This window comes from Streptomyces sp. NPDC004658, assembly GCF_040609555.1.
In the GTDB taxonomy this organism is placed as follows: domain Bacteria; phylum Actinomycetota; class Actinomycetes; order Streptomycetales; family Streptomycetaceae; genus Streptomyces.
Genome location: NZ_JBEXKG010000050.1, coordinates 1 through 18,386 on the forward strand (window position 1 = coordinate 1; position 18,386 = coordinate 18,386).

Genomic DNA, 18,386 nt, shown 5'->3' on the forward strand with positions numbered 1-18,386 from the left:
GTCCGACGGCGGCTCGGCAGCGGGGGGCCGCGCACCCCTCACGGCAGCGGGAGTGCGCGCCTGCCTCGCGGCGCCCGGAGTGCGCGCCTGCCTCGCGGCGCACGGAGTACGCGCACCCCTCACGGCAGCCGGAGTACGCGCACCCCTCGCGGCGTCGCGGCCGAACGCACCGTGAGGGGTGACCAGAGCGCAGGGTCAAGGCCGGAGCACGCGTGAGGGGCGGCCACCGGCTGGTGGCCGCCCCTCACGTCTGTCTGTTCGTCCGGCGCCGGGGAGGCGCCAAGCGGTCAGTGACCCTGTTCGTCCCGGCGGCGCTGCCAGCGCTGCTCGATCCGGTCCATCACGGAGCGCTTCGGCCGCACCTGACGGCGCGGGGTGCCCGGAGGCTGCTCACCCGGCTTCGGTGCCTTGCGCCAGCCGGTGACGGCGAGCACGGCACAACCCAGCATGACGAGGAAACCCACCACGCTGACCCAGATCAGCTGCGCGACCATTCCGGCCATGAGGAGCGCGATACCCGCGAGGAAGCCTGCGACCGCCTGGTAGACCCGCCGCCGGGTGTACGTCCGCAGCCCGTTTCCCTCAAGCGCCGACGCGAACTTGGGGTCTTCGGCGTACAGCGCTCGCTCCATCTGCTCAAGCATTCGCTGCTCGTGCTCAGAGAGCGGCACGGAGTCCTCCTCATCGTGCAGTCGCCGGGGGCGACCCGGGGGGTCCCTTCAGGATAGGCAGGGAATCGCCCCCGTGAAACCCGCCCCTCTACGCCAATTGGCCAACCGGAGCCCGTCATGGCCATCCGACTCGCTGAGGCTTCCATTCCCCGGCGGCCGACCCGTCATGCCGGACGGTGTACCTCGATCATACGGCGCAAACCCCTCGATCGGGGGGCTTGTGGCGTACTCCATCTGCGGCCGAGGCGCTGATCAGCGGCTCGGCCCGGCAGTGCGCCCGGTTCCCCGTGATGCGCTCACGTGCCGAAAGTGATCTCAGACCTCCCGCGCACCCGTGGTCTCGCCGAGCACGTGGAGCTGGGTGGCGACGGAGTGGAACGCGGGCAGCTCGGCCGCCGCGGCCTCCAGCTGCACCAGCGCGTCGAGGGCTCCCGGTTCGGTGTCCACGAGGACCCCGGGCACCAGGTCGGCGAAGACGCGCACGCCGTGCACCGCGCCGACCCGCAGGCCCGCGCCCTCGACCAGCGCGGTGAGCTGCTCGGCGGTGAAGCGGCGGGGCATCGGGTCGCCGGGGCCCCAGCGGCCGTCGGGGTCCTTGAGCGCCTGGCGGGCCTCGGTGAAGTGGCCGGCCAGGGCGCGGGCGAGCACGGCACCGCCGAGCCCGGCCGCGAGCAGGCTGAGGACGCCGTCGGGGCGCAGCGCGGCGACCGCGTTGCGGATGCCTTCGGCCGGGTCGTCCACGTACTCCAGGACGCCGTGGCACAGGACGGCGTCGTAGCCGCCGCGCTCGACCACGTCGAACAGTCCGTGCGCGTCGCCCTGGACGCCTCTGACCCGGTCGGCGACGCCGGCCTCGGCGGCCCGGCGCTCCAGCGCGAACAGGGCGTTGGGGCTGGGGTCGACCACGGTGACGCGGTGGCCGAGGCGGGCGAGGGGCACGGCGAACCTGCCGCTGCCGCCCCCGGCGTCGAGGACGTCCAGCGCGTCCCGGCCCGTGGCCTTGACCCGGCGGTCGAGGGCGTCCTGAAGGATCTCCCAGACCACGGCCGTACGCAGGGAGGCGCGAGGACGGGAGGGGTCGGAGCGCAGCGACGTCGTCTGGGGGTGGTGGTGGGAGACGGGCGGGCGCATCGAGTCCGACACGGCAGTTGACTCCTCGGCGGGGCGGGACTTCAGGCGAAGTCCACCCTATTGCCTCCACGCCGCGCCTGGTCACCGCGACGGCGCGGGGCCGCGTGCGCCTCCTCGGCGGGCGGGCCGTGGTCAGCCCGCGTCCGGCAGGCCGCCTCCCGGAGCGCCTCCCCTCCCCGGCCCGTCCCCGCCGGGGCCGCCGCCGGCCGCTCCGGTGTCGCCGGCGGTGTCCTGGCGGGGCTGGGGCAGGACCGGCTGGACGACCAGCATCCGCTCCACGATGCGGAGGAACATCTCCACGTCGCGTATCAGGTCGTCGGCGTCCCGCTGCCCGGCCGCTCCCTGGATGCCCGCCTCGGCGCGGGCGCGGCGGGCGGCGCCGGAGGCGAACAGCGCGCTCCATTCGGTCAGCTCCGGGGCGATCTCGGGCAGCACCTCCCAGGCGCTGCGGATCCGGGCCCGCCGGCGCGGGGTGGTCTCGGGCCGGCCCCGGGCGGCGAGCACGGCGGCGGCGGTGCGCAGGGCGGCGAGGTGGGCCGTCGCGTAGCGCTCGTTCGGTGTCTCCAGGACGGCGGCCTCCTCCAGTCCGGCACGGGCCTGGGCGAGCAGGTCGAGGGCGGCGGGCGGGGCCGTGGCTCGGCGGAGCACGGGGTGCACGTCGCTCGCCGGGCCGGTCAGTGAGGGGGCAGGGCCGGTGGCGCGGCGCCGGCGGGCGGCGGCTGCGGACGAGTGGGCCATGACGAACCTCCTGTCGTCTGGGTGACGGCACGCATGCCGTATGTGCCCATCGTGCGGTATGCCACTGACAATCCGTTCTGACCTGGGCCTTTGCCTCGATCGTAGGTTCGGGCGTATTTTTGCACTGACCAGTCAGTTTAATTTTGCCTAAGTCGGCAGGGGGGCTTGTGGACGACGCATACGGAACGGTCGGCGCGGACGGAACCGCCGGCGCCGACGTCAGGGCCGAGGCGCTCGGGCTCAAGGGACCGCGGGGGTGGGCCTTCCGCGGCGTCGCCCTGGACGCGGAACCCGGCTCGCTGATCGCGATCGAGGGACCGTCCGGCTCCGGCCGCACGTGTCTGCTGCTCGCGCTCACGGGACGGATGAAGCCCACCGAAGGAGTGGCCGCCGTCGCCGGGTTCAAACTTCCCCGCCAGATGGCGGCCCTTCGCCGGGTCAGCGCGGTGGCGAACGTGGCCGGCGTGACCGACCTGGAGCCGGCCCTCACCGTCGGGGAGCACCTGCGCGAACGGGCCCTGCTGCAGCGCCGGTTCGGCGACTCCCTGCGCCAGCTGCTGCGTCCCCGCGTCCAGCGCGCGCACGAGGCGCGGCTGCGGGTCGACGCGGCCCTGGCCGCCGCCGGACTGGACCTGGAGACGCTGCCGAAGGGCTCCCGGACGGCCGTACGCGATCTGGAACGGCCGCAGGAGCTGCGGTTGTCCCTCGCGCTGGCCCTGCTCGGCCGGCCCCTGCTGCTCGGGGTGGACGACGTCGACACGAAGCTCTCGGACGCCGAACGCACCGCGCTCTGGGAGCAGTTGCGGTCGCTCGCGCGCGCGGGCACGACGGTCGTGGCCGTGTGCCGCACCGCTCCCGCGGACTGCGTCACCGTGTCGACCGAGCCGCGGACGGCCGGCCCGCGGAGGACCGGGCCGGAGCAGACCGAACCGGAGCGCGCCGAACCGGAACAGACCGGACCGAAGAACCCCGGGCCCACGAAGGAGGACACCGGTGATGCGCTCACCGAGGCTGGCCGCGCTTGAGCTGAGGCGCTTCGGACGCGGGAAGCTGCCGCGGGCCGCCCTCGTCGCGCTGCTCGTGCTGCCCCTGCTCTACGGCGCCCTGTACCTGTGGTCGTTCTGGGACCCGTACGGCCGCCTGGACCGCATCCCGGTGGCCCTGGTGAACGACGACAAGGGCGCCACGGCGGGCGGCAAGAAGATCACCGCCGGCGACGACATCGTCGACGGACTGCGCGACAGCCGGACCTTCGAGTGGCACGAGGTGAGCGACGAGCAGGCCCGCGCGGGCGTCGAGGACGGCACCTACTACCTGTCGCTGACCATGCCGGCCGACTTCAGCCGCCGGATCGCCTCCAGTTCGGGCGACTCCCCGGAGACCGGCGCCCTCCGGGTGCGCACCAACGACGCGAACAACTACATCGTCGGCCAGATCTCCCGCACCGTCTTCAACGAGGTGCGCTCGGCCGCCTCCAGCAAGGCCTCCCGGGGCTTCCTGGACAAGATCTTCGTGTCCTTCTCCGACATCCACGACAGGACCGTCACGGCCGCCCGGGGCGCCGACAAGCTGAACAGCGGGATCGGGAAGGCGGAGAAGGGGTCCAAGGACCTCGCTGACGGGCTGAAGGACGCCAAGGGCGGCAGCGGCAAGCTGGCCAAGGGCCTGAAGAAGCTCGACACCGGCTCGGGCGACCTCCAGGAGGGCTCGCGGCAGGTCGCCGACGGCACCCAGGCGCTGGCCGACAAGGTCGACGGCGTCTACGCCGAGGCGGGCCCGTTCCTGAAGAAGAACGAGAAGACCATCGGGGACACCGCCCGGCTGGTCTCCGACTCGGCCAAGGCGGTCAAGGACAACCTGGACGTGCTGGTGAAGCTCGCGCCGGGCGCCGCCAGGACCGCGCACGCCTCCTCCGCCGTCCTGGACGAGGTGTACAAGGAGCGCTGCGAGAGCGCGCCGGTCCCCGACCCGGCCTGCCCCGAACTGAAGCGGGCCAGGACGGCCGCCGCCGAGGTGGCCACCGTCGCCGACGACCTCAACACGCTGATCGCGGACCAGGACGGCGACCTGAAGACGATGCGGGACAACCTGGGCACGCTCCAGAAGCAGGCCGACGCCCTCGCCCGGCGCGCACCGCACCTGTCCGAGGACGTCGAGGACGCCGTCAAGAAGATCGACAAGCTGAACACCGGGGCGCACCAGGTCGCCGCCGGTGCCGAGAAGCTGCACACCGGCCTGGGCACCGCCCACACCGGCGCGGTCGCCCTGGACAAGGGCATCGGCACCGCGAAGTCGGGCGCCGAGACCCTCAACGGCGGCCTGTACAAGCTGTCCGACGGCTCCGGGAAGCTCGCCGGCGGGCTGCACTCGGGCGCGAGGAAGATCCCGGACTACGACAAGCGGGACCGCGACCGGCGCACCGGCGTGATGGCCGACCCGGTCCGGCTGGCCTCCCACGACCTGCACCAGGCGCCGAACTACGGCACCGGGTTCGCCCCCTACTTCATCCCGCTGTCGCTGTGGGTCGGCGCGATGGTGGCCTACATGCTGATCCCGCCGCTGAACCGGCGCGCCCTCGCGGCCGGCGCCTCCGCCTGGCGGATCGCGTGCGCGGGCTGGCTGCCGGTGGTCGCGGTGGGCGTGCTCCAGGTGGCCGCCCTGATGGCCGTCCTGCACTGGGCGGTCGGCCTGCAGATGCTGCGGGCGGCCGGCACGATCGGCTTCCTGTTCCTGGTCACGGCCTGCTTCGCGGCGATCGTGCAGTGGCTGAACGCCCGCTTCGGCGCGGCCGGCCGGATCCTGGTGCTCGCGCTGCTGATGCTCCAGCTGACCTCGGCGGGAGGCACCTACCCGGTCCAGACCAGCCCGGGCTTCTTCAACGCGATCCACCCGTTCCTGCCCATGAGCTACATCGTGGAGGCCCTGCGCCGGCTGATCACGGGCGGCGGGCTCGGCCCGGTGTGGCTGGCGTGCGGTGTGCTCACCGCGTTCACCGCCGGCGCCCTCGCGCTGACCGCCCTCGCGGCCCGCCGCCGCCAGGTGTGGACGCCGGCCCGGCTGCACCCGGAGCTGAGCCTGTGATCCAGGCCGAGCGCCCGCACGCGCGCGTACCTGTGAGAATCGGGGCCATGGAAAGCAGCAGCGCCAAGGCCGGCGGCAGCACGCGCCGCGAGGCCACCCGGCAGAAGCTCTACGAGGCGGCCGTCACGCTCATCGCGGAGCAGGGTTTCTCCGCGACCACGGTGGACGAGATCGCCGAGCGGGCCGGGGTCGCGAAGGGCACGGTCTACTACAACTTCGCGAGCAAGTCCGTTCTCTTCGAGGAGCTGCTCAGGCACGGCGTCGGCCTGCTCACCTCCTCCCTGAAGGAGGCGGCCGAGCAGGCGGCACGCGAGGGCCGCGGCAAGGTGGACGCGCTGGACGCGATGATCCGCGCGGGCCTGGTCTTCATCGACCGCTACCCGGCCTTCACCCAGCTGTACGTCGCGGAGCTGTGGCGCACCAACCGGGCCTGGCAGTCCACCCTGATGGTGGTGCGGCAGGAGGCGGTCGCGGTGGTGGAAGGGGTGCTGCGCGAGGGCGTCGCGGCCGGCGAGTTCAGCGACGAGATCGACGTCCAGCTGACGGCGGCGGCGCTGGTGGGCATGGTCCTGGTGGCCGCGCTGGACTGGAAGTCGTTCCAGCCCGAGCGCTCCCTGGACGACGTGCACGCGGCCCTGTCCCGGCTGCTCCAGGGGCGGGTCAGCGGCAAGGTCTGAGCACGGTGCGCCCGGGCCCGCGAGAGGCACCGGGCCCGGGAGACGCATCCGGCCCGCGAGGCGCACCCGGGCGGGGAGACGTACGCGGAAGGCGCCGGTCCGCTGTGGACCGGCGCCTTCCCCTTCCCCGTGCCGCCACCGGGATTCCCCCGTTCTCCCCCGTTCCTCCCGGTGGCTTCCCCCGTCGCTCCCCCGTACTTCCCTCCCGTACTCCCCGTACGGGCTTCCCCCGTGGCGGACCCCCGTGGTGGTCTTCCCCCGAGGCCCCCGTGTCTCGCTTCCGCCGACGGATCGGCGGAAGGAGCGGCCAGGGGGCGGGCGCCGCTCCGCCGCCCCGTGTCGGCGGTGCCGTGCCGCGCCCCTCTGCCGTGCCTCCACTCTCCCGTCCGCGCGGGCCCCGGCCCATCCGCACGCGTACTCATCTGGCCGTCTGAGTACGCGTACTCAGCCGTCCGCGCGCGTGCCCACGCCTGTGGTCCGCCCGCCTGGCTACGATCGCGTCCGTGTCCGTACTCCCTCTGGTCTTCACGAGCGGCTGGGCCAGCGGCGTCAACGCCTACGCGGCGGTGCTGCTGCTCGGTGTCCTCGGCGCGACCGGGGTCGCCGACGACGTCCCGCAGACGCTGCAGCGCCCCGAGGTGCTGATCGCGGCGGGTGTGCTGTTCCTGTGCGAGGCCGTCGCCGACAAGATCCCCTACGTCGACTCGCTGTGGGACTCCGTGCACACGGTGGTCCGGCCGCTCGCCGGTGCCTGGGTCGGGGCGCTGCTCGCCGGGCAGAGCGGCTCCCTCTCCGACGTGGCGGCCGGCCTGATCGGCGGTTCGACGGCGCTGGCCAGCCATGCCGTGAAGGCCGGGACGCGGATGGCGGTCAACACCTCGCCCGAGCCGTTCAGCAACATCGCGCTGAGCCTCGCCGAGGATCTCGGGGTCGGCGGCATCGTCACGCTCGCGGTGTTCCACCCGGAGGCGGCGGCGGTCATCGCGGCCGTCCTGCTGGCCGGCGGGCTGCTGACCCTGCTGTTCCTCGTCTCCCGCATCCGCCGCTTCCTGCGCCGCCGGGCCCAGCGCCGGGAGGAGCGGCGGCTCGCCTCACGGGCCCCCTGACCTGCGCCGGAGCGCCCCGCGGCCGGGCTGTCGGTGGCGGTCGATAAAGTCACGGGCATGGCACGGATTGCGGTGATCGGCGCCGGGACGGGCGCGATGGCGGCTGCCGCCCGGCTGGCCGTCGCGGGCCACCGGGTGACGGTGTACGAGCGGACGGAGACGTACGGCGGTGCGGTGCGCCGGTTCGAGCGGGACGGGTTCCGCTTCGACACGGGCCCGGGACTGCTGACGCTGCCCGCCGTGTACCGCGACCTGTTCATCAAGACCGGCAAGGAACCGCTGGAGGAGTGCGTCGAGCTGGTCCAGGTCGACCCGTCCTCGCGGCACGTCTTCGCGGACGGCACCCAGGTGTCCCTGCCCAACGCCTCGCGCGCGGGCGTCGTCGCGGCACTGGACGAGGCACTGGGCGCGGGGGCGGGCGAGCGCTGGGGCGACTTCCTGGTGCGGGCCCGGGAGGCCTGGGACCGCACCCGCCGGCCGCTGCTGGAGGAGCCGCTGTGGCCCAACTGGCAGGTGCTGGCCGACAAGGAGCCGTATCCGGGCACCACCTACAAGCGGCTGCTGGGCAGGCGCCGCGTGGCCAGGCTGTCCGAGATCGGCGGACGGGAACTGCGCGACCCGCGGCTGGCGCAGCTGCTGGACGGGTACGCGCTCGCGTACGGCGTCGACCCGGGCACCGCCCCAGCGAGCGCGGCCGTGCTGCCCTACATGGAGCACGCCTTCGGCACCTGGTACGTGCGCGGCGGCATCCGCGAGCTGGCGCGCGCGGTGTACGACCGGTGCCGGAAACGGCGGGTGGAGTTCGTGTTCGGCGCCGAGGTCACCCGGATCCTGGAGAAGGACGGCCGCGCGGCCGGGGTGGAGCTGGCCGGGGGCACGGTGGCCGAGGCGGACTTCGTGGTCGGCCAGGGCCCCTGGAGACTGCGCGGCCTGACGGGCCGCCAGGTGTACGGGGCCGGGGCCGTCGAGCCGGAACCGGAGGACCGGTACCCGGGCCGGATGGTCGTGTGCCTGGCGCTGCGCGGGGCACGGGAGCCCGGCGCGGTGCACCGCACGGTGGTGCACGCGGCCGACGGCGAGGGTGATCTGGATCTGTTCCGGCACGGGGTGCTGCCCGACCTGCCGACGACCGTCGTCGACCGGCCGGACGACCCGTCCCTGCGCCCCGACGGGGAGCACGAGAGCGTGGTGCTGACGGCGACGGTGCCGTCGGCGGCGGAGTACGACTGGGCGGCGCCCGGTGCCGCCGGCGCCTTCGCGGACCGGATGGCCGCCGCCGCCGAGCGGGCCGTGCCGGGGCTGCGCGAGCGGGTGCTGTGGCGCGAGGTCCGCACACCGCTGGACACCGAGCGGGAGACGGGAGCCGCGGGCGGTGCCGTGCCGCCGCCCGCGCTGGCCGCGCCGGAAGGGGTGCTGCATCCGGCCAACTCCACGGCGCTGCCGGGTCTGTTCGCCGTCGGCGGCTGGTCCCACCCGGGCGGCGGCCTCCCGCACGCCGGCATGTCGGGCGCGCTGGTGGCCGGACTGATCGTGGAGGGCCCGGAGTTCCGCGGCTCCCAGTGAACGGGCGCGGTGAACGGGCGCGGTGAACGGCGGGCGGCCCCGCGGGGACGGGCCGTGAGCCGGGGTCCGGTCCCTCAGAAGCGGTACTGCTCGTCGTACCCGGCGCCGGGCTGCGGCTGCTGTCCGCCCTGCTGGTGCGGGTACGGCTGTTCCTGCGGGAGTTCGCCGCCGTAGTTCTCGTCGGTGCGCTGCTGCGGCACCCACACCCCGCCGGCCGGGGTCTCGCCGTAACCGCCCGTGGCGTACGGGTCCTGCGCGTAGCCCTGCTGCTGCCCGTACTGCTGGCCGTACCCCTGGTCGTAGGAGCCGTAGGACTGGCTGCCGATGTACGGGTCGGAGTAGTTGGCATAGCCCTGCTGGGCGGCGCTGTCGTAGCCGTACCCCTGCTGGCCGTAGCCGGAGTAGTCGTAGGCGTAGCTCTGCTGGTCGCCCTGCTGGGCCGTGTGCGCGTGGGCGGGGTCGCCGTAGACGCCGTAGTTGCCGGTGTCGTCGGGGAGGGGCTGCGGCTCGTAGACGGCGGTGGTCTCGGCGGCGGTGGGATCGGCCGCTCGGGCGGCGACCGGGGTGAAGACGTCGTCGCGGTCGTAGTCGTCGTCGTAGCCGCCGTGCGTCTCGCCGTGGCCGTAGGAGCCGGGGCCGCCGGCGTGCTCGGGGTCGCGGTCGTCGGCGTCCTGGCCGAACTCGGCGTCGGGGCCCTGCGGCTGCGGCTCGTGCCGGTCCGCCCGGCCGCGGCGCCGCTTGCTGCCGCCCGCCGCCTCGGGGCCGGGCCGCTTGACCGCCCAGCCGGAGGCGAAGCCGCGGCGGAACGACAGCGTGACGTAGGTCTGGCCGACCGCGAAGGCGATCGCGCCCAGCCCGATCACGACGACGGACGGCATCAGCACGCCCACCACGACGCCGAGGAAGCCGCCGAAGGCGAGGAGGCGCCAGCGCAGCCGCGCCTTGTACTGCAGCAGCACCTCGCCCAGCAACCACAGCGCGACGCCGCCGAACGCGATGTAGAGGACCGTCCAGCCCATGTACGCCCCTCTCCCAGTGACCGCTACGCAGTGTGTCGTATCGCGGTGCGGCCGGTCTAGGCCTGCGGGGGGTGGTGCAGGCCCAGGTTCTCGTAGATTTCCAGGGTCGCCGTGGAGTTGTTGAGCGTGATGAAGTGCAGTCCGGGCACTCCCTCGGCCAGCAGCCGCGCGCAGAACTCCGTGGCGAACTCGATACCGATGGAGCGTACCGCCGCCGGATCGTACTTCGCTGTGAGGATCCGCTCTTTCAGGGCGTCCGGGACATGGGCGTTGCTGAGCTTCGGCAACCGTTCCAGCATCTTCACGCTGGTGACCGGCAGGACTTCCGGGATGACCGGGGTGTCGCAGCCCGCGGTCGCCACGCGGTCGCGCAGGCGCAGATACGACTCCGGCTGGAAGAACATCTGTGTGATGGCGTAGTCGGCGCCCGCACGGCACTTGTCCACGAAGTGGGCGACGTCGGTGTCCCAGTCCGAGGAGCGCGGGTGCATCTCCGGGAACGCGGCGACGCCCACGCAGAAGTCGCCGGATTCCTTGATGAGCCGGACGAGTTCGGCCGCGTAGGTCAGGCCTCGGGGGTGCGGCACCCACTCGCCCATCGGGTCGCCGGGCGGGTCGCCGCGCACGGCGAGCATGTTGCGGATGCCCGCGTCCGCGTACTGGCCGATGATGTTGCGCAGTTCGGCGATGGAGTGGTCGACCGCGGTGAGGTGGGCGACCGGGGTCAGGGTGGTGTCCGCGACGATCTGCTGGGTCTCCTTGACCGTGCCCGCGCGGGTGGAACCGCCGGCGCCGTAGGTCACGGAGACGAAGTCGGGGGCGACCGCCTCGACCCGCCGGAGCGCGCTCCACAGGTTCCGCTCGCCCTTCGGGGTCTTCGGCGCCGAGAACTCGAACGAGTACGTCGTCTTGCCGGTGGCGAGGATGTCGCGCACGGTGCGTGCGCGATCAGTCCTGGTGGATGCAGTTCCGAGGGCCATACCGGCAGGTTAGCCAGGGGTGGGCGGTCCCCCAACCGGATGCCGGGAATTTGCCCGATTTGCCGCTCTCCTGTCCAGCACGTGGACAGAAAGGCTCTAGTGAGCGTCGCGGAGCCGCTTCGCGAACTCCGCCGCCGCCGCGCCCGGGTCGTCCGCCTCGGTGATCGCGCGGACCACGACCACCCGGCGGGCACCCGCGTCCAGCACCTGGTCCAGGTTGCCGAGGTCGATGCCGCCGATGGCGAACCACGGGCGGTCGGTGCCGAGGGCCGCCGCGTAGCGGACGAGGCCGAGGCCGGGGGCGTGGCGGCCGGGCTTGGTGGGGGTGGGCCAGCAGGGGCCGGTGCAGAAGTAGTCCACGCCCTCCTGGACGGCGGCAGCGGCGGCCTCCGCCTCGGCGTGCGTGGACCGGCCGATCAGCACCCGGTCGCCGAGGATCGCCCGGGCCGCGGGCACCGGAAGGTCGCCCTGGCCGAGGTGGAGCACGTCGGCGCGGGCGGCGTGGGCGACGTCGGCCCGGTCGTTGACCGCGAGCAGCTTGCCGTGCCGGGCGCACGCGTCGGCGAAGACCTCCAGGTGCTCCAGCTCCTCGGCGGCCTCCATGCCCTTGTCCCGCAGCTGCACGATGTCGACACCGCCGGCCAGGACCGCGTCCAGGAACCCGGGAAGGTCGCCCTGGCGCTTGCGGGCGTCCGTGCAGAGGTACAGGCGGGCGTCGGCGAGCGCGGCGCGGGCGGTGTCGGACATGCGTGGGTCCCCCCGTGGTCGGTGTCCCTGGCGGTGGCGTGCGGTGCGCGGTGGCGCACGGGCGTCCGGCCCGCACGCCACCTGCCTGTTGCGGTTCGGCTCAGACGGCGAGCGCCTGGGCGCGGCGCTTCACCTCCGTGCCGCGATTCTCGCTCAGGGCCTGCGCGGGGGTGCCGGGCAGGGTCGGGTCGGGGGTGAAGAGCCACTCGATCATCTCTTCGACCGTGAAGCCGTCGTCCCGCAGGAGCGTCAGGGTCCCGGACAGGCCCTTGACGACCTTGTCCCCGTCGATGAAGGCGGCGGGGACGTGCAGCGCCCTGTTCTCACCACGGCGTACGGCGATGAGCTGGCCCTCCTTGACCAGCTGCCGGACACGCGTCACCTCGACACCGAGCATGTCGGCGATGTCGGGCAGGGTGAGCCAGGCGGGGACGAGAGCATCGATCTTTGCGTCAATCTCGGTCACGCTTCCTAGCCTGCCATCCCCCACCGACAGTCGGAAGCCAGGCAGGTCCAGGTGGGAGGATGTGCCGGGCCGTGCAGGTCCCGGCGGGAGGATGTGCTACGCCGTGGCGTTCTTCAGCGGCCGCGCCGGGTCGGTCAGGGCTTGCGGATCCATCTGCCGGCCGGCCTCGATGAGGCGGCGGCCCTGGGCCAGGTCGCGGGGGCGGCCGACGGCCAGGAGGGCCACCAGGCGGTTCTCGCGGAGCCAGCAGACCGTCCAGGACGGCCCTGCCGGGTCGCCGCGCCAGAGCAGGCGGTCCGCCGCGGTGTGATGGCCGGCGTACTGGACGAACCGGCCGAACTGCTCGGACCAGAAGTACGGCACCGGGTCGTAGACCGCGGGGGTCTCGCCGAGGATGTTCGCGGCGACCGTGCGCGGCCCCTGGAGGGCGTTGTCCCAGTGGTGGACGAGGAGCCGCTCGCCGTAGCGCGCCGACGGGAAGGAGGCGCAGTCGCCGACGGCGTACACGTCGGGCGCGGAGGTGCACAGGCGGTCGTCGGTGAGGACCTCGCCGTGCGCCCCCAGCTCGATGCCGGAGCCGGCCAGCCAGCCGGTGGCGGGGCGGGCGCCGATGCCGACGACGACGGCGCCCGCGGGCAGCCGGGTGCCGTCGGCGAGCACCACCTCGCCGGGTTCGACGCGCTCCACGCGCGCGTGGGTGCGCAGCTCCACGCCCGCCTCGGCGTACCAGGCGGCCATGGGTGCGGCGACCTCGGCGGGCAGGGCGCCGGCGAGCGGATGGCCGGCCGCCTCCACGACGGTCACCGCGCAGCCGGCCTCCCGGGCGGCGGTCGCGAACTCGGCGCCGATCCAGCCGGCGCCCACGACGACGATGTCGTGCTGCCGGGCGAGCACGGGGCGCAGCCGTTCGGCGTCGTCCAGGGTGCGCAGCAGGTGCACGCCGGGCACGCCCTCGGTGCCGGGCAGCCGGACCGGTTCGGCACCGGTGGCGACGACCAGGACGTCGTACGGCACGGGCCCCGTCTCGGTGTCCAGCTCGTGTTCGGCGGGGCGCGCGCCGTACACCTCGCAGCCGAGCCGCAGCTCGACCCCGAGGGACTCGAAGTCGACCTCGAAGGCGGAGCCCTCGGCCTTGCCGAGCAGGACCGCCTTCGACAGCGGCGGCCGGTCGTACGGCTGGTGCGGTTCGGCGCCGATGATGGTCACGTCGCCCCGGAAGCCCTGCTCCCGCAGGGCGACCGCGGTCTGCACCCCGGCCATGCCCGCGCCGACGACGACCACGCGCCGCTCCGGTGCCGTGCCCTCTTGCGCTGTCTGCTCGCTCACCCGATCACCATAGACAATTGACGATCCGTCAGTCAGGGGGCGTGCTCGGTGACCTGCTCGACCACGCTCGTGCCGGAGCCGGCCCGGGACTCCCACTCCCAGGTCTCGTCCAGGCGTACCCGCCCGTCGGGCAGCTCGGCGACCGTGGACACGCAGTGCCCCGAGGAGGTCGTCCCGTCGGTCTTGAGCTGCACGTACCGGAAGTCCAGCCGGTCGCCCTCGCGGGTGCCGACCAGATGGCCGCGCACGATATCGCCGCCCGCGTACTCGGCCCAGATCTCGCCGTCCTTCTCGTGGTACGCGAACCGCGTGCGGGTACCCACCTGACCTGGGGCTTGGTCCGCCACGGGGGCGAGGATCAGTCCGTCGAGCGATCGGGCCATGGAACGGGGCTCCCTTACGGGTGAGGAGGGCGGCGGGCTAGGGTTGCCACCGTACAAGCACTCGCGGGAGCCCGGACGCACCGGGCTGAGAGGGAGGCTGGCGGCCTCCGACCGTACGAACCTGATCCGGGTCATGCCGGCGAAGGGAGGGGCTGGACGCCCATGTCGTCACGTACGTCCGACGTCCTCGTCATCGGGGGCGGGATCATCGGCCTGGTCACGGCCTGGCGCGCGGCGCAGCGCGGGCTCGCCACGGTTGTCGTGGACCCCGAACCCGGCGGCGGGGCCGCGCGGGTTGCGGCCGGGATGCTGGCCGCGGTCACCGAACTGCACTACGGCGAGGAGACCCTGCTCGCCCTGAACCTGGAATCGGCCCGCCGCTACCCGGCCTTCGCGGCCGAGCTGACCGAACTGACCGGCCGTGACCTCGGCTACCGCCGCTGCGGCACCCTCGCCGTCGCCCTGGACGCCGACGACCGTGCCCACCTGCGCGAACTGCACGCGCTCCAGCAGCGCTCGGGCCTCGACTCGGAGTGGCTGTCGGGGCGGGAGTGCCGGCGCCTGGAACCGATGCTGGCGCCCGGGGTGCGGGGCGGGCTGCGGGTCGACGGCGACCACCAGATCGACCCGCGCCGGCTGGCGGCGGCCCTGGTGGACGCGTGCGAGCGGGCCGGTGTGGTGTTCCACCGCGCGTGGGCGCAGCGGCTGGACGTGGTGCGGGAGCGGGCCGCCGGGGTCACCACGGCGGACGGCACCGCGCTGCGCGCGGACCGGGTGGTGCTCGCGGCCGGCAGCCTGAGCGGACGCCTCGCGGGCGTGCCGGACGAGCTGCTGCCTCCGGTGCGGCCGGTGAAGGGACAGGTGCTGCGGCTGACCGTGCCGCGCCGCTACGCGCCGTTCCTGAGCCGGACCGTGCGGGCCGTGGTGCGGGGCGGCCAGGTGTACCTGGTGCCCCGGGAGAACGGCGAACTGGTCGTCGGTGCCACCAGCGAGGAGCTGGGCTGGGACACGACCGTCACGGCCGGGGGCGTGTACGAGCTGCTGCGCGACGCGCACGAGCTGGTGCCCGGCATCACCGAGCTGCCGCTCACCGAGACCCGGGCCGGGCTGCGCCCCGGCTCCCCCGACAACGCGCCGCTGCTCGGCCCGTCCGGGCTGGCCGGGCTGCTGCTGGCCACCGGGCACCACCGCAACGGCGTGCTGCTCACCCCGGTCACCGGGGACGTACTGGCGCACGCCCTGGTCACCGGTGAGCTTCCCGAGGAGGCCCGCCCGTTCACGCCGCGGCGCTTCGGCGCGCCGGGGGAGAACGCGGCGCCCGGCGAGGACACCGCATCCGAGGAGACGATGGAAGAGCTGGAGCAGCCCGCATGAACGGCCCGGTCATGATTTCCGTCAACGGGGAGCGCCGGGAGATCGCCCCGGGCACCGCCCTCGACACCCTCGTCCGGACCCTCACCGCCGCCCCGCGCGGGGTGGCCGCCGCCGTCAACGAGACCGTCGTCCCGCGCGCGCAGTGGGCGACGACCGCCCTCGCCGACGGCGACCGGGTCGAAGTCCTCACCGCCGTGCAGGGAGGCTGAGCCATGGCCGACGATCCCCTGGTCCTCGGTGACCTGACCTTCTCCTCCCGGCTGATCATGGGCACGGGAGGGGCGCCCAGCCTGGACGTGCTGGAGCGGGCGCTGGTCGCCTCCGGTACGGAACTGACCACGGTCGCGATGCGCCGGGTGGACCCCTCCGTGCACGGGTCGGTGCTGTCGGTGCTGGAGAGGCTCGGCATCCGGGTGCTGCCGAACACGGCCGGCTGCTTCACCGCGGGCGAGGCCGTGCTGACCGCCCGGCTGGCCCGGGAGGCGCTGGGCACGGACCTGGTGAAGCTGGAGGTCATCGCCGACGAGCGGACGCTGCTGCCGGATCCCGTGGAGCTGCTGGAGGCGGCGGAGACACTGGTCGACGACGGGTTCACGGTGCTGCCGTACACGAACGACGATCCGGTGCTCGCGCGGAAGCTGGAGGACGTGGGGTGCGCCGCCGTCATGCCGCTGGGCTCGCCGATCGGGTCCGGTCTGGGGATTCGCAACCCCCACAACTTCCAGCTGATCGTGGAGCACGCGCGCGTGCCGGTGATCCTGGACGCGGGGGCCGGTACGGCGTCGGACGCGGCGCTGGCGATGGAGCTGGGGTGCGCGGGCGTGATGCTCGCCTCCGCGGTGACCCGGGCCCAGGAGCCGGAACTGATGGCGACCGCCATGAAGCTGGCGGTGGAGGGGGGCCGGCTGGCCCGGCTGGCCGGGCGGATTCCCCGGCGGTACCTCGCCGAGGCGTCGTCCCCCGTGGAGGGGGTGGCCCGGCTGGATCCCGAGCGGCCGGCGTTCTAGGGCCCGTCCGCCGTCGGCGTCCGCGAGGTCGTGAGTGCGTCACAGGTCGGCTGCAGTGCTGGTGGGAAAGCGGTCTCGGCGGGGGAAGCGTCGGTGCGCCCTCGTAGACTCCCCTCTCGTGGATACGACCCTTCAGGACCCCCTCGTCGGGCAGGTGCTCGACGGCCGGTACCGCGTCGACGCGCGGATCGCGGCCGGCGGGATGGCCACGGTCTACCGGGCCCTGGACACCCGCCTGGACCGCGTGCTCGCGCTGAAGGTGATGCACCCGGCGCTCGCGGCCGACGGCGCGTTCGTCGAGCGGTTCATCCGGGAGGCCAAGTCCGTCGCCCGGCTGGACCACCCCAACGTGGTGCAGGTCTTCGACCAGGGGACCGACGGGTCGTACGTCTACCTGGCGATGGAGTACATCGCCGGCTGCACCCTGCGGGACGTGCTGCGCGAGCGGGGCGCGGTGCAGCCGCGGGCCGCGCTGGACATCCTGGAGCCGGTGCTCGCCGCGCTCGGTGCCGCGCACCGGGCCGGGTTCGTGCACCGGGACATGAAGCCCGAGAACGTGCTGATAGGCGACGACGGCCGGGTGAAGGTCGCCGACTTCGGGCTGGTGCGCTCCGTGGACACGGTGACCAGCACGACCGGTGCGGTGCTCGGGACCGTCTCCTATCTCGCGCCTGAGCAGATCGAGCAGGGCACCACCGACCCGCGCGTCGACGTGTACGCGTGCGGTGTGGTCCTGTACGAGATGCTGACGGGCGCCAAGCCGCACTCCGGGGACTCCCCGGCCCAGGTGCTCTACCAGCACCTGCACGAGGACGTGCCGCCGCCGTCGGCACGCGTGCCCGGCCTGCCGTACCAGCTGGACGAGCTGGTCGCGTCGGCCACCGCGCGCACCCCGGACATCCGGCCGCACGACGCCGTGGCCCTGCTCGCCCAGGTGCGTGAGGCCCGCCTGTCGCTGACCGACGAGCAGCTGGACGCGCTGCCGCCGCAGGCGCTGACCGCGGAGCACGACAACGCCGAGGACCGCACGAGCGTGATCCCGCGCGCGCTGACCTCCCCCACGCTCGGCTTCGCTCGCGCGGGGGGACCCCCGTCCCGTCCACTGCCCGTCGACGAGGACACGGACGCCCCGGTGGACGGCATCGACCGCACCGCCCGGTTCCCGAGCCCGCCGGTGCCGCCCCGCCGGGGCCCGGCGCGGCCCTCGCGCACCGTCCTGGCGGTGATCGCGGCCGTGCTGGTGGTGTTCGGCGTGGGCGCCGGGGTCTGGTACATCAACTCGGGCCAGTTCACCAAGGTGCCGCCGCTGCTGGCGAAGACGGAGGCGCAGGCCAGGGAGCGGCTGAAGGCGGCCGGGCTGGACGTCGGGCAGGTCAGGCGCGCGTACAGCGACACGGTCGAGCGCGGCACGGTGATCGGCAGCGACCCGGCGCCCGGCGCGCGGATCCGGGACCACGACTCCGTGACGCTGACCGTGTCGCTGGGACCGGAGACGGTGAACGTGCCGAACGTGTCGGGGCAGTCGCTCGCGAAGGCGCGGGCGCGGCTGAAGGCGGACGACCTGGAGCCGGGCATGGTCACCCGCGCGTTCAGCGACGACGTCCCCAGGGGTTCGGTGATCGGTACGACACCCGAGGCGGGCACCGAGCGGCACGCGGGCTCGGCGATCGCGCTGATCGTCAGCAAGGGCAGCCCGATCGACGTGCCGGACGTCACCGGCGAGGACCTGGAGAGCGCGAAGCAGGACCTGACGGACGCCGGGCTGAAGGTGAAGGTGGCCGAGGAGCGGGTCAACTCCGAGTACGACGAGGGCGAGGTCGCCGCGCAGAGCCCGGGCGACGGTCGCCAGGCGGCCGAGGGCGACACGGTGACGCTGACCCTGTCCAAGGGTCCGGAGATGATCGAGGTCCCGGACGTGGTCGGCGACAGTGTGGACGACGCCCACCAGGCCCTGGAGGAGGCCGGCTTCAAGGTGAAGGAGGACCGCGGGCTGCTCGGGCTGTTCGGGGACACCGTCAAGAAGCAGTCGGTGGAGGGCGGCGACCAGGCGCCCAAGGGGTCGACGATCAAGATCACCATCCGGTGACCGGCCTCACCGGGGAGCGCGGTCCGGGCGC

General features: G+C 73.8%; 18 protein-coding genes and 1 riboswitch. Of the genes, 9 read left to right on the forward strand and 9 right to left on the reverse strand.

Annotated elements, in window-relative coordinates; all coding sequences use genetic code 11:
- Positions 1 to 287: 287 nt before the first annotated feature.
- The 3 genes from ABZV94_RS19090 to ABZV94_RS19100 form a co-directional block, all read right to left on the reverse strand.
- Complete coding sequence (locus tag ABZV94_RS19090; protein WP_356341551.1) at positions 288 to 671, reverse strand: DUF3040 domain-containing protein; 384 nt, start codon at positions 669 to 671, stop codon at positions 288 to 290.
- A 315-nt stretch (positions 672 to 986) separates the two neighbouring features.
- Positions 987 to 1,814 (reverse strand): methyltransferase, encoded by an 828-nt coding sequence (locus ABZV94_RS19095; protein WP_356341552.1) that lies wholly within the window; start codon positions 1,812 to 1,814, stop codon positions 987 to 989.
- Positions 1,815 to 1,934: 120 nt separating this feature from the next.
- Entirely contained in the window at positions 1,935 to 2,540 is a 606-nt protein-coding gene (locus ABZV94_RS19100; protein WP_356341554.1) for an SAV_6107 family HEPN domain-containing protein, read from the reverse strand.
- Positions 2,541 to 2,707: 167 nt separating this feature from the next.
- Here ABZV94_RS19100 and ABZV94_RS19105 point away from each other — a divergent pair, with 167 nt between their 5' ends.
- The 5 genes from ABZV94_RS19105 to ABZV94_RS19125 all read left to right on the forward strand — a co-directional run bounded on the left by ABZV94_RS19105 (position 2,708) and on the right by ABZV94_RS19125 (position 8,967).
- Positions 2,708 to 3,565 (forward strand): ATP-binding cassette domain-containing protein, encoded by an 858-nt coding sequence (locus ABZV94_RS19105; RefSeq protein WP_356341555.1) that lies wholly within the window; start codon positions 2,708 to 2,710, stop codon positions 3,563 to 3,565.
- Positions 3,537 to 5,621, forward strand: a complete 2,085-nt coding sequence (locus tag ABZV94_RS19110) for a YhgE/Pip domain-containing protein (RefSeq protein ID WP_356341557.1) — start codon at positions 3,537 to 3,539, stop codon at positions 5,619 to 5,621. The genes ABZV94_RS19105 and ABZV94_RS19110 overlap by 29 nt, the downstream gene beginning before the upstream one ends.
- A 47-nt stretch (positions 5,622 to 5,668) precedes the next feature.
- Positions 5,669 to 6,298 carry a TetR/AcrR family transcriptional regulator gene (locus tag ABZV94_RS19115; RefSeq protein ID WP_356341558.1) on the forward strand — a complete coding sequence of 210 codons (630 nt, stop codon included), beginning with the start codon at positions 5,669 to 5,671 and terminating at the stop codon, positions 6,296 to 6,298.
- A gap of 503 nt (positions 6,299 to 6,801) precedes the next feature.
- Complete coding sequence (locus ABZV94_RS19120; RefSeq protein WP_356341560.1) at positions 6,802 to 7,404, forward strand: DUF4126 domain-containing protein; 603 nt, start codon at positions 6,802 to 6,804, stop codon at positions 7,402 to 7,404.
- A gap of 57 nt (positions 7,405 to 7,461) precedes the next feature.
- Positions 7,462 to 8,967, forward strand: coding sequence for an NAD(P)/FAD-dependent oxidoreductase (locus tag ABZV94_RS19125; RefSeq protein ID WP_356341561.1), 1,506 nt, complete (start codon positions 7,462 to 7,464; stop codon positions 8,965 to 8,967).
- A gap of 74 nt (positions 8,968 to 9,041) precedes the next feature.
- On the opposite strand, the gene ABZV94_RS19130 is transcribed toward ABZV94_RS19125, so the two are convergent.
- The 6 genes from ABZV94_RS19130 to ABZV94_RS19155 all read right to left on the reverse strand — a co-directional run bounded on the left by ABZV94_RS19130 (position 9,042) and on the right by ABZV94_RS19155 (position 13,888).
- The gene (locus ABZV94_RS19130) at positions 9,042 to 9,986 is read right to left on the reverse strand and encodes a hypothetical protein (RefSeq protein WP_356341563.1); all 945 of its coding nucleotides are present in this window, start codon (positions 9,984 to 9,986) and stop codon (positions 9,042 to 9,044) included.
- Positions 9,987 to 10,042: 56 nt separating this feature from the next.
- Positions 10,043 to 10,966 (reverse strand): methylenetetrahydrofolate reductase [NAD(P)H], encoded by a 924-nt coding sequence (metF, locus tag ABZV94_RS19135; protein WP_356341564.1) that lies wholly within the window; start codon positions 10,964 to 10,966, stop codon positions 10,043 to 10,045.
- Between the two features lie 96 nt (positions 10,967 to 11,062).
- Entirely contained in the window at positions 11,063 to 11,713 is a 651-nt protein-coding gene (gene thiE, locus ABZV94_RS19140; RefSeq protein ID WP_356341565.1) for a thiamine phosphate synthase, read from the reverse strand.
- Positions 11,714 to 11,813: 100 nt separating this feature from the next.
- Positions 11,814 to 12,179 (reverse strand): Rv2175c family DNA-binding protein, encoded by a 366-nt coding sequence (locus tag ABZV94_RS19145; protein WP_058080226.1) that lies wholly within the window; start codon positions 12,177 to 12,179, stop codon positions 11,814 to 11,816.
- Between the two features lie 96 nt (positions 12,180 to 12,275).
- Positions 12,276 to 13,505: an FAD-dependent oxidoreductase gene (locus ABZV94_RS19150; protein WP_356341566.1), complete on the reverse strand. Its 1,230-nt coding sequence runs from the start codon at positions 13,503 to 13,505 to the stop codon at positions 12,276 to 12,278.
- Between the two features lie 32 nt (positions 13,506 to 13,537).
- Positions 13,538 to 13,888: a hypothetical protein gene (locus ABZV94_RS19155; RefSeq protein ID WP_356341568.1), complete on the reverse strand. Its 351-nt coding sequence runs from the start codon at positions 13,886 to 13,888 to the stop codon at positions 13,538 to 13,540.
- Between the two features lie 53 nt (positions 13,889 to 13,941).
- Positions 13,942 to 14,053: riboswitch (TPP riboswitch) on the forward strand.
- Between ABZV94_RS19155 and thiO the strand changes: the two genes are divergently transcribed.
- From thiO to pknB, 4 genes are all read left to right on the forward strand, one after another.
- Positions 14,051 to 15,262, forward strand: coding sequence for a glycine oxidase ThiO (gene thiO, locus ABZV94_RS19160; protein ID WP_356341569.1), 1,212 nt, complete (start codon positions 14,051 to 14,053; stop codon positions 15,260 to 15,262). (Overlaps the previous riboswitch by 3 nt.)
- Positions 15,259 to 15,471: a sulfur carrier protein ThiS gene (gene thiS, locus ABZV94_RS19165; protein ID WP_356341571.1), complete on the forward strand. Its 213-nt coding sequence runs from the start codon at positions 15,259 to 15,261 to the stop codon at positions 15,469 to 15,471. Before thiO ends, thiS begins: the two co-directional genes overlap by 4 nt.
- 3 nt (positions 15,472 to 15,474) lie before the next feature.
- The gene (locus ABZV94_RS19170; protein ID WP_356341572.1) at positions 15,475 to 16,269 is read left to right on the forward strand and encodes a thiazole synthase; all 795 of its coding nucleotides are present in this window, start codon (positions 15,475 to 15,477) and stop codon (positions 16,267 to 16,269) included.
- A 118-nt stretch (positions 16,270 to 16,387) separates the two neighbouring features.
- Positions 16,388 to 18,355, forward strand: a complete 1,968-nt coding sequence (gene pknB / locus ABZV94_RS19175) for a Stk1 family PASTA domain-containing Ser/Thr kinase (protein WP_356341573.1) — start codon at positions 16,388 to 16,390, stop codon at positions 18,353 to 18,355.
- Positions 18,356 to 18,386: the final 31 nt, after the last annotated feature.

What these genes read in the sequence shown, in the direction of transcription:
- ABZV94_RS19100 (WP_356341554.1), bottom strand. Translation starts at nt 2,540, where the DNA reads ATGGCCCACTCGTCCGCAGCCGCCGCCCGCCGGCGCCGCGCCACCGGC.
- ABZV94_RS19110 (WP_356341557.1), top strand. Translation starts at nt 3,537, where the DNA reads ATGCGCTCACCGAGGCTGGCCGCGCTTGAGCTGAGGCGCTTCGGACGC.
- ABZV94_RS19115 (WP_356341558.1), top strand. Translation starts at nt 5,669, where the DNA reads ATGGAAAGCAGCAGCGCCAAGGCCGGCGGCAGCACGCGCCGCGAGGCC.
- ABZV94_RS19125 (WP_356341561.1), top strand. Translation starts at nt 7,462, where the DNA reads ATGGCACGGATTGCGGTGATCGGCGCCGGGACGGGCGCGATGGCGGCT.
- ABZV94_RS19130 (WP_356341563.1), bottom strand. Translation starts at nt 9,986, where the DNA reads ATGGGCTGGACGGTCCTCTACATCGCGTTCGGCGGCGTCGCGCTGTGG.
- metF (WP_356341564.1), bottom strand. Translation starts at nt 10,966, where the DNA reads ATGGCCCTCGGAACTGCATCCACCAGGACTGATCGCGCACGCACCGTG.
- thiE (WP_356341565.1), bottom strand. Translation starts at nt 11,713, where the DNA reads ATGTCCGACACCGCCCGCGCCGCGCTCGCCGACGCCCGCCTGTACCTC.
- ABZV94_RS19155 (WP_356341568.1), bottom strand. Translation starts at nt 13,888, where the DNA reads ATGGCCCGATCGCTCGACGGACTGATCCTCGCCCCCGTGGCGGACCAA.
- thiO (WP_356341569.1), top strand. Translation starts at nt 14,051, where the DNA reads ATGTCGTCACGTACGTCCGACGTCCTCGTCATCGGGGGCGGGATCATC.
- thiS (WP_356341571.1), top strand. Translation starts at nt 15,259, where the DNA reads ATGAACGGCCCGGTCATGATTTCCGTCAACGGGGAGCGCCGGGAGATC.
- ABZV94_RS19170 (WP_356341572.1), top strand. Translation starts at nt 15,475, where the DNA reads ATGGCCGACGATCCCCTGGTCCTCGGTGACCTGACCTTCTCCTCCCGG.